At 31.1% G+C, this 13,563-nt stretch carries 8 protein-coding genes; 1 reads left to right on the forward strand and 7 read right to left on the reverse strand.

The annotated features are described in order from the left end of the window. Window positions 1-79 precede the first annotated feature (79 nt). The 5 genes from T384_RS0104770 to T384_RS0104790 are packed head-to-tail and all read right to left on the reverse strand — an operon-like array spanning window position 80 to window position 5,431. Entirely contained in the window at window positions 80-913 is an 834-nt protein-coding gene (locus tag T384_RS0104770) for an aromatic motif membrane protein (RefSeq protein ID WP_027120057.1), read from the reverse strand. After that, window positions 903-1,685, reverse strand: coding sequence for an ABC transporter ATP-binding protein (locus T384_RS0104775; protein WP_245595162.1), 783 nt, complete (start codon window positions 1,683-1,685; stop codon window positions 903-905). Before T384_RS0104775 ends, T384_RS0104770 begins: the two co-directional genes overlap by 11 nt. Next, window positions 1,685-3,466, reverse strand: a complete 1,782-nt coding sequence (locus tag T384_RS0104780) for an ABC transporter permease (RefSeq protein ID WP_027120059.1) — start codon at window positions 3,464-3,466, stop codon at window positions 1,685-1,687. Before T384_RS0104780 ends, T384_RS0104775 begins: the two co-directional genes overlap by 1 nt. Next, window positions 3,466-4,476 carry a hypothetical protein gene (locus T384_RS0104785; protein WP_027120060.1) on the reverse strand — a complete coding sequence of 337 codons (1,011 nt, stop codon included), beginning with the start codon at window positions 4,474-4,476 and terminating at the stop codon, window positions 3,466-3,468. The genes T384_RS0104780 and T384_RS0104785 overlap by 1 nt, the downstream gene beginning before the upstream one ends. Beyond that, a complete protein-coding gene (locus T384_RS0104790; RefSeq protein ID WP_027120061.1) occupies window positions 4,469-5,431 on the reverse strand; it encodes a hypothetical protein in 963 nt (320 codons plus the stop codon). Before T384_RS0104790 ends, T384_RS0104785 begins: the two co-directional genes overlap by 8 nt. A 206-nt stretch (window positions 5,432-5,637) precedes the next feature. Between T384_RS0104790 and T384_RS07485 the strand changes: the two genes are divergently transcribed. Next, window positions 5,638-6,696: a ZIP family metal transporter gene (locus T384_RS07485; protein ID WP_052663563.1), complete on the forward strand. Its 1,059-nt coding sequence runs from the start codon at window positions 5,638-5,640 to the stop codon at window positions 6,694-6,696. A 90-nt stretch (window positions 6,697-6,786) separates the two neighbouring features. On the opposite strand, the gene T384_RS0104800 is transcribed toward T384_RS07485, so the two are convergent. Together T384_RS0104800 and T384_RS0104805 are read right to left on the reverse strand one after the other, a co-directional pair. Continuing rightward, window positions 6,787-8,364, reverse strand: coding sequence for an ABC transporter ATP-binding protein (locus T384_RS0104800; protein ID WP_052663565.1), 1,578 nt, complete (start codon window positions 8,362-8,364; stop codon window positions 6,787-6,789). A 12-nt stretch (window positions 8,365-8,376) separates the two neighbouring features. Continuing rightward, window positions 8,377-12,408: an ABC transporter permease gene (locus tag T384_RS0104805; RefSeq protein ID WP_052663567.1), complete on the reverse strand. Its 4,032-nt coding sequence runs from the start codon at window positions 12,406-12,408 to the stop codon at window positions 8,377-8,379. Between the last annotated feature and the right edge of the window lie 1,155 nt (window positions 12,409-13,563).

Here is a 13,563-nt window from a genome sequence, read left to right on the forward strand (position 1 = left end):
ATTTTGAAAAAATACGGCGAAATATTCAAGCGAAATAATTTAAGGTAATTTTAAATTTTAAGGACAAGAATTAAAATAACTACTTTGGAAGTTGAATATCAATTATTTCAAATAACAATAAATGTCCATAGCGAGAACTAAGAGTTTCAAAATCTCTAGTCCCTCCCTTTACATATGCTTCTGATTTAGGATGCAAAAGAACGTTATGCCAAGATTCAGTTAATAAACGAAAAGAAACATCTTGATTTTTTTCAAAACGAAATAGTCAAGGTTCTAATACAACATCATCTGAACGACTATTTTGTTTATAAGAGAAATAAAAAAAGAAATGATCGTCTAATTCTAAAAAGTAGTTCCCCCGACTGGTTTCGCGATCGGCCAGTAAATTAGCAGCACTTGGTTCTTTTAATTTGGACTGAAAAGATCAAGATAAAATTTTTTGATCTTTTTTTATTTCATCTTGTCGTTTTAGATAACCTTCACTAAATTTTTGTAACGGATTTTCAGGGAAAAGATAAGTGTCACTAAATTGTCATTTAATTAGATTTTGATTTTTCAAAACAAAGTATCAATTATCGCGAACATATTTTCGCATTTTATCTGTTATTTCGCGTTTTTGGTTGAGATCTGTCGTTACTTTTCTTTGCTGTGACAATTGCTTATAGTCTTGAATTCATTCTGTATTTTTTAATTGCGCGTTTTTAAAGGAATTAATTTCACCCTCTGACTTTCGATTAAAAATTGTTGATGTAATGTCATCGACAACACTTCCGTTTTGGTTAGTTAATCTTTGCTCACGTGAAATCGGATTTAATTCAAGCCCACCCGCACATGAAGAAACAACAAACACAGATGCCATTGCAAATGGAAATGCCAATATTAACCGATTTTTTAATTTGTTTTTAAATTTCATTTTTAGACTCCTCATAGTTTACGTATTGGAAATACAATTGCTCCAAATTGTCAAGATGTTTTTTTCCGTCATAGACTATTTTCCCTTTATTTATTATTGTTACGTAGTCCGTAAAACGGCTCACTTCATACAAATCATGTGTACTAATAAAAATCGTTGTTCCCTCAGTTTTTAAATGATGCAGAATTTCAAATAATTCCTTTCTGGCCACGGGATCTAAATTCGTTGTTGGTTCATCCATAATCAAAATTTTTGGATTATTTATTAAAGCTTGTGCTAGTAAAACTTTTCTTTTTTGACCAGAAGACAAATTGTTAGGATTGCGCTTTGTAAATTGGTTCAAATTCAAAAAATTAATCAAATGATTAACTTGCCTTTTTGCATCTTGTTTTGTTCAACCAGATAAGATAGCTAATGAAAATAAAAATTTTTCAATGCTAAAATGGTTTGGAAAAATATCTTTTTCTGGCATGTATCCTATGGTCTTTTTAGCATCTACTTTCGAATTAGGGATTCCGTTAATAAGAATTGTCCCGCTTCAGTTCACATAAGCGTTAATAATTGCTTTAATAGTCGTAGTTTTCCCAGATCCGTTCGCCCCAATAAAAACATGGAATTGTTGTCCGTAAATATCGAAACTAATATCGTTAACTGCTTTAAACTTATTTTTATAAACTTTAGTAAAATTTTTTACTTGAATTATTTTTTCGTTTTCAATTGCTTGATTCAAATTCACTTCAATTGGACTGCCTGAAACTAAATTGTTATTCATTAGTAATCCCTCCGATAATAGACATAAATTGTCGAGACAGATAAAACTAAAGCTAAGACTATTCAAAAAATGGCCACTCCATATCCCGGGATGACACTACTGCTTCTTTTAACCATAAAATAATTATTAACTGTTCTAAAAACATAATCTTCACTTGGTTCTAATTTTATTCTTGAAACAGATTGACTGGTTGTAGTTCCACCATTAACTGTACTAATTGTTCTAGAAGTTTTTTCAAAATGAGAATAACCGCCAATCTTGTAGTTCCTCACTTCATTATTAACGTTAACTTTAACAGTATATTGTTGATTCAAACTAGAACTTCCTTGTGGCAATACGTGCTTTAGTAACAAACTATTTTGATTTGAATAATACAAGTGATACAAAGCAATTACATATAGATAAATTTCTTGTTCATATCGTTGATAAGTTTTTAAGTTATTTGGATTATTAAAAATATTTTGAACTCCTTCAGTATTTAATAAGCCTTGCATTTGCGAATATAACAAGTCTAGATAACCCTGAGATGTTATTTTTTCATCGTTCATTATAGGATTGTTAAGTTCGTCTAAAAAACTACTGATTGAAGAGTTTTTTAACGCCTGTTCAATTATCGCTCAGTCCAAATCTCCTGCAAAATCGTCAATTTTTGCAAACTCAAAACGATCTTGTGAAATGAGAAAATCTGCACCTGCATTTTCTCATGCATATATTAATTTTCTAGGTAGACTTGAAGCATCTTTTTGCTGCGCTAATAAAGGAGCATTTGGAACTAGTGGCATACCATCTTTATTGCTTATTAGCCCTTGGTTATGAACTAATTCGTAATTATATTTGATGTCGCTATTTTTAGTGTAGTTAATAACTTCATTTAATCTCTTTGATTCAATGTTAGATCGGGTTCTCAAAAAATCTGTCCCATTATCTGAAAACACAATGCCCATTTGATAGGGGATATCTACTCATCCTAAAAGCTGCGAAGCAAACCCTGTGTATTGACTTTGTTTAAAAGCATTATTTAATGTTTGTTCTTGATCAAGATCAAATTCAGCCGCTTGATTAGATGGAACCACAAAATAAGAATCATTTTGTTGCTTAGTGCTAAAGTTGTAAACCGGAACAGAATTGTCAGTTAAAACATTAATGTTATTAACGTTTTTACTAAATCCACTAATTGTCGGTTCTGAAAAATAACCAGAAAAATTACCTAACAAAAGCAATGGTAAAAAAACTGAGGATGCAAAAATATAAGCCACCGGACGATTTAATTTTTTAGCTATTAAAGCAGTAATTAAACCAAAGAAAATAAAAGCGAAAAGAGAAACTGTAAAAGACCCTATTAAGAGTGTATTTATAAAACTGTTTGACGCTATTCCATAAAGTGAAATTGTTCCTAATAGAAAGGCCAAAAAAATTACGATTGCTTGAACAATCCCATAAAGAACAAAATAAAAATATTTAGCTAATACTACATCTATTCGTTCGATTGGCTTAGCTGCAATTACTAAATCTAAGCCATTACTTTCACTATCTTTAAAAATCAAAATAGCAAAATACACAGATTGCACAACCGTGAAAATTAAACTAACAAAAACAGGAGCAATAATTGTTAATTGAATTTGGCTTTGATCACTGGCTTTTAAAAATGTTGGGATTAAAGTCAATAATAAAACTAAAACAAATCCTATCAAAGGAAAAAGATAACTCACAATTCTTGAAAAAATAAAAAGGTTCAAAAATTTCACAAAATTCATTGAACTCAACAAATGCTTTCTTATCATTATTTAACCTCTAATTTTCTTATGTTAACACCGTGTAAATAATATGGAACATTGGTTCCCAATTCAGTATCTAACTCACTTATATCGTGATATTTTTTTAATAATTCTTCAGATATAGTTATCCCGCCTAAATCATTCCCAATTGGACGATTCACATTTAACAAAGAATATTTATAAATGTCAAAATCATTAATTTCTTTTTTAAATATTTTTAACGGAATATTCAGATACGAAAAGATTTCAACTTTTTTCAAAATGACATTATTTAAACCTACAGATTGTTGATACTTAATTTGAATAACAGAATGGTTAGACATTTTGAAAAAAAAGTATTGAATAAACTTATTTTCATTATTTACTCCATTTTCTAAATAAGGGAGTTTTAAAGAAGACGAATCTATAACAATGTTTGAATTTGGATTAATGAACCACGGAGCATTTTTAGCGAATGTTTTTCCAAATTGGGCTCCATCGTTAAAGACCCCTAAACTTGTTCCTATAAAAGACAAACGATTAAAATTCATTAAATAAAATAGCCAGTTAATCGTTGTTAATTCGACGAATTGAGCAGTTGCTTGGTCACCACTGACAAAAGTTGGAGAATCAAAATCTAATGGCCAACTACTTTGCAAAGGAATGTTATAAATATTCAGCCACCCAGCCAATTCTTGCAAATAATTTTCTCCAAGAGAGCTAACATAATTGAAATATTTTTGTTTAGCTATTTCCATAGTATCTTCTTTTTTTAATCCTAGTTTCTTGTCCAACAAAGAACCGAAGGAAAAACTTTTTTGCTCAGGATTAAAAATGGTATCAAAAATACTTTTCAATGCTGGTTGATCAACAAATTGCTTTTGGTTCAAAACAATTTTAGTTTGATTCACGTTATCGTTTTGACTTAAATCTTCATGAATGGGGCCAATATTAGAGGAGCAACTAGTTGCACCAAAAATAGTCACAAGAACTAAACTAGATACAAGCTTAATCGGATTCTTTCGTAACTTAATCATTTTTAACTCCAAACAAAACATAAGACATAATAGTTCCATGATCTTTTTCGTAAATTTGCAACATTTCTTGTTTTTTTTCATCCGTCAATTTTCTATTGCTTAAATTGACGTTTTGAAGCAGAGTCGCCAATTCACCTAGTTTTGGTTTTATTTGAGTGTTGTTTTTATCAAAAATCCGAATAACTTGGGGCTCAAAATGAATACTAAACAAACTATTTAACAGACTATTTTTTACCGGATCTATAGTTGTAAAAGTGGCGTTATTAGAAGAAGTCACAAAATCAATTCTAAAAACGCTATAATCACTTAACATAAAATAAAATGCTTTAGTTATTTGTGTCCCGTTTATTTGATTAAAAACAAATGAATCCACGATTTTAGAGTTCTTGCTGTTATAAATTCAGCCATATTTGCTCGCGTGTTCTTGTAAAAAATCTTTCGTTAATAAATTGGTAAACAAGGGACTATAACCGACAAAATACAAACTATTCATATGGTTTGCTAAACGATATCATTGGTTTTGTAAAGATCTAAAAAAAGCAGTAGCAGCATCATTGTTGTCAGCAGTATCAAGAGTAGGAATTAGATTTATCTCTGGGAACATAGTTCGGTAATATACAGTTGCGTTATAAAAAGCTAAACTAACCTCTTGTTCATTTAAGTATTCTTTTAAATTAGTTCCTTGTTCATTAATAAAAGCATTTTTACCAAAATCTAAATCCTTTTGTAATTTGTCCTTGTTTCCTGGAGTATCTTTTGAAAACATGAGATCTGTAATTGGCTTTAAAAATTCTTCATTAGATTTAATCGCACTACTAGAAGTCAAATCGTTATTATGAAGATTTGTGCTAGCCACATTAGAATTGGAAAAAACAGCCAATGGAACGGCAACAGAAAATAATCCTATAAACAAAAAGGATTTGAAAAGGTATTTTTTAAAAACATTAAAACGCATATATTACCTTTCGTTTATTTAGAAATTTTATAAATTACTAATTTAGACAAATTATAAACAAAAGATTGCCAAAAATAATATTTATCGTCTTTTTTTATTTCATTTTGATCGTTTAAGTAAAATAAAATTAGTTAAAAAATTAGTTTATAAATTTTATAAAGTAGATTTTTTAATGTAAACTCTATAAATCTTACGTAAGGAGATTTATGTTTCCATTTAATCAACAATATTTTGACGGTAACGCAGAATTAGCCACTTTGGTTAATTTACTCATTTACATTGTCATCTTACTGGGTGTTCCCAGTCTTTTTGTAGTATTAGTATCAACTTTTAAACCGAAAATTAAACCTGTATCGAATTTTTATTTATATGCTTTCTCCGCCGCAATTTTTGTAATGATTGGATCGGTTGGTTTAATTGGAGAATCTTTTGAAAATGCGCGAGAATATGTCGAACTAGCACCATTCAGAGATAATAATTCTGCTGTTCAAGGAATTGCAGTGGGAATCACTGCAGGTGGGGCTTTTATTGGATTGTCCGTTGCAATATTTTTCAGATTCATTTTTATCAAACGTTTTGGTGAATTACACCATTCACACGATATGCATGGACACAGCGATCACATAATCAATCCGTTAGATGTTGACGCAAAAACCATAAAAGCATCTTGATTAGTAATTTTTTTAATTCTTAGCCATCGGATGATTGATGGATTTATTCTGGGCGGAACTGTTGTTAACCTAACAAATAATCCAGAAAGAGTAAACGTAGGTTTTGTAGTTACATTTAATATCCATATTTTAGTGGAAACTTTAATTATTTACTATCGACAAGTTCAATATGGTCAAAAACGCTGAAGAGCTACCTTATATAATTTCTTTACAACCTTAGTAATCGTTCCGGTAATGTTTTTTGGTGCATACATTCATCCTTACATTTCTGAATTAGGTTGATTTATCCCTGTTGTAAATGCCTCAGGAGGAGCAATTATTACTTTTGTTGGGATTATTGAAATTGTTCCAGAATTTATTCATTTTAAAAACATGGGTTCAAAACAATGATACAAAGTAATTATTTGATTTGCTATTGGTTTAGTTTTTGCTTTAATTTTATTGTCTTTTCACAACCACGGTCACAGTCATAACCAAAACATAGAGGGATCAGTTGTTGGAAATCAAGCAATAGTTAAAATAACTGATTCAGCAAAAATTTCCCAAAGCTTTCAAAATGCATTTTTTGCAAATAACAACTTCCAATTTAAATAAAAATTCTTAAAAACAAGTTTTGATTAAAATACCCTAATTCTTGATTGATCAAGAAAAGGGTATTTTTATAAACCTTAATTTTGAATAGAACTAATCACCACTTCATTTAACCTCATGCACTGATTTAGGATTAGGATTTTTATTAACTGACTTAATAATTCCGTCTCCTACACGAACCACCATTGTTGCAATTTCGGCAATTAAAGGGTTATGAGTAACTACAATTAAAGTGGTTTTATGTTTTTTGTTAATTTCAACAAATTGTTGTAAAACGACTTGAGTCATTTCTTCGTCTAATGCTCCAGTAGGTTCATCACCAAAAACTATCTTAGGGTTTTTTGAAATTGCCCGAGCAATTGATACCCGTTGTTGCTGCCCACCTGATAATTCAGCTGGTAATCGATTGCGGTGTTCATACATTCCTATTTCTTTTAATAAATCATCAATATTCAAACGCAGTGCTGCGTTTGACTGTAAATGTGCACCAATTTCAATATTTTCACGAACCGTTAAATTAGGCAATAACCCATATTGTTGAAAAATATATCCAACATTCCTTCTTCGAAAATCTGTTAACTTAGTGTCAGACATGCTTAAAAGATTTTCTCCAGCCACAATGGACTTTCCAGAAGAAGCCCGATCCATTCCAGAAATTATATTCAACAAAGTAGTTTTACCACTACCAGAAGGACCTAAAATAACAACAAATTCTCCAGAAGGAATTTGTAAATTAACGCCCTTTAAAACTTTAGTTGTAGTTACTCCGTTTGAATAATACTTGATGACGTTTTGTAGATCAATGATATTTTCATGTTGAGATACATCAGCTAAAAGCGAATTTTTGTGTGGCTTGTTTAAAATATTAACTTTGTTAACTTCGTTTAATCAGAAAATCCGTTCTTCTCTAATTTTCAAACGATCATAAAGTTTATAAAATTTAACTAGACCAAACTCGTAAACTTTTTTTGTTTTAGGGTCACGGTATGAATGTGGTTTCAAACTCGTAGCATTAGCTTTTAAAGCTAAAATCTTTTTCTTACGGGCTTCAGCATTTTTTTGAGTAATTGCTAAATACTTCAATGGAATAGCTTCATCTTTAGCAACATTTTCTTCTAAAGTATTGAAATGGCGATACAAATTTTCAAATTCGGTATTAACAATTAATAAATACTCTTCTTGAGATTTGGCATATTTTAATCGATTAGCAACACCTTTATGTTTATCTATAAATTCATTTACTAATTCGATTAAAATTTTTGATTTCTCATCAACTATTTTTATAAAGTTAAAAACACTATAAACAACATCTCCGTGATCTTTTGTAAAAACATTGACATCTGCTTTTTTAACTGCAAACTGTTGATATTTATTTTGCAACGTTTTTTTGAGAGCAGCCAATTCCGCTGATATTCGAGACGCTTGAAAATTAATTTTGGCAATTGCTTTGGAACCAAAAGTAGCTTCTAATTTTTTCAAATTTACAACGAAATAATTAGCAACTAACCCCAAATAAGCTGATGCTATCTTGATAAATTCTTCGTGAGTTCGAACTATCTTTTCGGCAGGTCGTTCTCATTTGTCTTCAAAAAAAGGAAAATCAGAAACAACAACTGTTTCTTCTTCTGGTAAGTCAATATTCTGATTAGTAAAAACGTTCTTGGTTTCCATTATATTTTCCTTTTAATAATTTTTAATTTCTTGGGCTATTTTCAAGCGGTGCAACGAAATCCAGTTTGAAATAAATGAGAATAAAAACACAAGTCCCAAAGAAAGTAGTGACAAAACAATCGTCCCTGGTCCTACTACACTTGATAAAACAATATTAGCTGCATTAAAGATTATTGTATCGTATGCTTGAACGAAAGCAATAGAAATAGGAATCGAAACAATTAAACCAATTAAAAACACAGGAATATAAATTGATAAGAATGATAATAATATTTTAATGTTTGAATAACCCAAAGCTTTTAATCTGATACCAATCTTTCTTAATTCATCAATCAACATATTTGAAATTAAAATAACAATTAAAACAACTATTGGAACAATAATGCCAATAACAATATTTTGAACTGTTAATGAAGTACTAGAAATACTATTAAAGATTCCTTGGTTAGCAGCTGTATTATAAATGAAATTAATCATTGTATTATATGGTAAACCATTGTAAGTATTATTAAGTATGGTTTGATAAGCAGTCGCTTGAGCAGAATTTAATCTTCCGTTACTAGGCATCCCAAGTGCTAATAAAAGCGCTTGATAACCAGCAGAATTTGGATTTTGATTAGCTGTGTTTTCAATGACGGTTTTCATTACACTATTACCACTACTTGAACCTCCTGATCCTGTAGCAAAACTACTTGTTCCTGGATAAAGACCAGATTCACTAAATAGTGCAGTAGACTGGTTAAATGAAAGCAAACTATCTGAATAAAAGCCATTAAAAGGTAATCCCTTATCAATCATTTCTTTTGGATATTTTAAAACTTCGTTAGCCGCTTTATATGTTGTATATAATTCATTATCTTTGGCTGAATCATTAATTCCAATAACATTAAAAATTGCAGACTCAGGAGTGTTATTGGTGCCATGTAAAATCTGATTAACACGGTCATAACTATTAGTAATATCTAATCGAATTTGACTACCGACTTTAAGATTATATTTACGAGCTGTAAATCTATTAATAATCAAAGGATTTGACAAAGTTGATGTAAATAATTGATGATTAATTACTGACCCATTAGTTCCTGTTAAAACTGGACCTAAGTAATTTTCAGGAACAGGTCCGTTTTCTGGAATCCAGTCTTTAATTCCTTGGATATTCAGTTTTTGTTTATTGCTATCTAAAGCTTCAATTCTTGTATAAGAGTACTGTGGCGAACTTTGACCATTTCCTTTAGCGTTTCCAATTGTTTGGGCGTCTAATCCAATCAAATTATATGTTAGCTTATAGTCAACAGGTGGGTAAGTTCCGTTTGCAATTCGATCAAACTGGGTCTTTAAAAATTCTAAAAATTCGTCTGACAAAAATAATGACGGGTTAGCAGGACTTTGGCTTCTTACGTTGTTTTGATTAATTGATAATTCTAAGCGACCTAGTGCTTGACCTTGAGCATTAACTTCTCCGGTTGGAATTGTTTTTTGAGTAATATATTTATCGACTTCTGCTTTATCGCTTGCCGGACTTTTATCAATAATTGTTTGTAAGAAATTTTGATATGCAACAGCAGATGCAGAGGCCTGATTGGCAGGCATCAATGATTGCGAAAGCGTTCAAGGGTTCGCTGATAATCCACCAAAACCAATATTGTAATCCAAACTAATTTGCGATTGAACAACATTTTTTAAATAAATTATATTGTTCTGTTGACCTGTTAAGTCATCTCCATTAGGGATCTGTAAATTATCCCATCCCCAATTTGGAATGTTAGTCATTGTTCGGGCATTAGCTAAATAATATGATCTTTCTGTAGGTGTAATATTACTCGGGATTGGGTCAGTTTTTCCCAAATCCTTGAATTCTTGATATTTAATTAAGCCACTTTGTTCTGTGGGGCTTGCTAAATCAATTGCATAGTTATAATTATGTGTTTTAGTTGTCCGCTCTTCTGCTAATTGAAACGTTCCATTCGCAGATATCGCAAAATCAAAAACTACCATCGTTGCTGTAGATAAAGATGCTAAGATAACTAGTTTTCAAAATGAGTTAAAAGCTAATGATGCTCTAAATCGGGTAATTACGCCAAATTTTGCAAGAGGCATTTTCATCGCAACAGAAAATTTAGACACTTTATAATCACTGTCGTTTTTAAGACTTTTAACAACGTTTTGTCTCAACACAAATCAACCCACAATTAAACTTGCCGCACTAAATATCAGAAAAGGCAACAAAAAAGATAAAAAGAAAATCCCAACCGTGAATGGAGTGAACGGAACCGGAATAAACCAATATGCAGAAAAAATTGAAACTGCTACACTTTGCAAACCAAATCCAAACAAATACCCAATAATACCTCCAATCAATGATGGAATAGCACTAAACAGCAAGACACTAACATTGATCTTTCAACGTTTAATTCCATTAGATTGTAAAACTGCTAAATTTTGTCGGTTCTTGGTGATATAGTTTTTTACGATTAAAATACCAACAAATAAAGCAAGACCAACGATAATTAATGTTAAAAGTAAAGAAGCTAAGGTAATCGTACTAATTAACGATGGAATAAAAGTTGTCCTAGCTGCATTTAAGTTTAGGATGTTAGATTGGTCAGTTGATAAATAAGCGGCTTTAATTGTTCCTGGTCAAGACATATATTGTCTTGCTCATTCATTAACTGTGTTAAGAATGTTTTGCTTTTGCTGTTCTGAAGATTTTGCAGGAAATTTTGCAATCAGATTTGATTCAATCGGATTGGTCAAAAAGGCGCTACGAATTCGAGCATAACCAGAACTATTAACATAATACAAAGATTGGCTTTTAGGATCTGGAATTAAAGATGTTGTATTAAATACGGGATACATAAAATCAGGAGTAATTCCAACACCTAAAATTAAATATTCAGTTGAACTAATTTTAATCTTATAGCGCTCAGGAATAGCCGCAAAAGCACGACGGAAAGAATCTGAATCCATTTTCAACATTTCGTTTCAATGATTCACGTCTGGATAAATTTCTTTACCGTCTCTTTGTTGTTCAACAGCGAAATTACCTGGTGCAACAACGGTTCCTTGAGACGAAGGATCTAAGACCTGAAAGTTTTGAGGCAGTACTCCATTTTCAGTTCATTCGACAGTATAATTTCATTGGTTGTTGGTAAACTGAGCGCCATTACCAGTGAAAACATTTCATAGTTCATCAATGAAGGCGTTTTCTTGAGCATTCGGAACGGGATTTCATTTCCCTGCAACAGCGTATGTTAAAGCGTTTTTGAATGCTGAAGAAATTGTTGAATTATTTTGAACTGTTCTCAACCAATCTGAAAACATAGGTATTAATGCTTTGTTTTCAATGGCTTGAACTTTATCTGTCGCAGCTTTTGTTTGATTATATAAATTCTGAAACTCAAAGAATTGATCTGCAGCTGTTTGTCCTAATTGAATTCCCTGATACAAAACCATTCTATCAATTGTATCGTTAGGGTTTGATTCAACTAATTTCTTTTGAATATTCCCATCCGTAATATCAATAGCATTAAATTGTCTAAAAGAAACTTGTTCTTTGTTTAATACTGAACCAACTTTAACAGCTGGATCGGATTGCAATTTTGTTAGCAAAGCGTTTCTGGCATTAGAAGATGTTTGACTAATAAAATCTTTAGCTGTTAAATTTGGATCTGTTTGGGTAATAGTAAAATTAGTCAAAGTGTTAGCAGTATTAGAAAAACCATATTCTTGTGGATTTTCTTGGGCAGCAAAATTAATCAACGCTGTACGACTATCTTCGGTTAATGAAATTCGATAAGTCTGATTTCTTGGAGCGTCATCGGGTGTAGATTCATTTACGTTTTTATCATTTTGAAATCGTAAAGGCCCAAAATCGTAGCGCTCATTCACGACAAAATCATCTAAATTACCTCGAAGCACCAAATCATCATAAGAGTTTTTGAGGTTACTAGTAGTGTTATTTAATAATGAGAAAATTCCAATTGACAAAAATATCAAAAAGGTTAAGCTAACTAAAGCGACTTTTGTCTTCGAAAAAGAACGCAATACGCTCTTGAATAAATTTCGCATCATAATATAGGTATAAGATTATAACAAAATTAGATAAACATATAAGAAGGTAAGGAGCGCATCGGACTTAAGGCCAACCCAAAAACCAAACATTCCTTGTAACCAAAAACCAATTTTTTTCAGATTAACATTGAAATATACTTAGTTGTTAAGGATCTGCATTAAATATAAAATTAACGTTAAATTTAGCTGAAAAGTTGATAGAAACAGAAATTTTTATCATTAAATGCTCACTTAATGATCATTAAAATAATTGACTAAACAATTCACCTATTTAAATTCTCGGATTAGGAATTAAATCAATATTCCAAATAATACGATTAATCTATAAATCAACTATTGTTGATTTTAAAAAGATGTTGGGTTGTGTTTAATTTTTTTGCAAATTAGACATATGTGTTGTTGATTTAGCATCCGCCATAGAATTTACCAAGGTAGCTTGACCATTAGTAACCTTAAAGTATTCTTTCGTAGACCCATTATTTTTATAATGTCCCGAAAACTATAAGTGCATAAATTAACTCAGGCGGGATGTGTGAACTCTTTTTTATTTCGGGGGGATTTGTTTTGAGTAGTGTAGAAATACACAGCACACATTAAGGGACCCAAATACGAGGATCGCTCTTATTTTGGGAACTGTTTTTCTTTATTCTTGAGCAACACTAGGAGCACTTCTGTTTAGCTTGGGGGTAAGGGGGGACGGCTCCCAAGCCGAGAATACCACTTATTAGAAACTTATAAGAAACTAATAAAACTGATATGTTTATTTATTAAACGTTACTCCTTATTATTTTGCTAGGGATTTATATTCAGATTGCTCGTTATTAATTTCCATTTATATCTTGTGCTTCTTACCCGTCACGCCATCATAGTTGCTTTTAAAGTTTTAGCAACTATGCCCCACTACATAGAGATTAACTATTAGTACATATCTTTTCTTTGATAAGGTTGTCTGCTTGTATGCGTTCTCAGTCTTATGGGTTTATATAATAAACCCCATAAGCCTTCAAAACGCGATATCAATGTGCAGACATTACCATTAATCAAATCAAACGCATAGAGATAGCAAATAAGGTTAGCCTTTATATAGTGGGGCACTTGTGAGAATATAACCCTAAGACGATTGAAAAC

The sequence above is a fragment of the Mycoplasma testudinis ATCC 43263 genome, assembly GCF_000687795.1.
GTDB classification, from domain to species: domain Bacteria; phylum Bacillota_I; class Bacilli_A; order Mycoplasmatales; family Mycoplasmoidaceae; genus Mycoplasmoides; species Mycoplasmoides testudinis.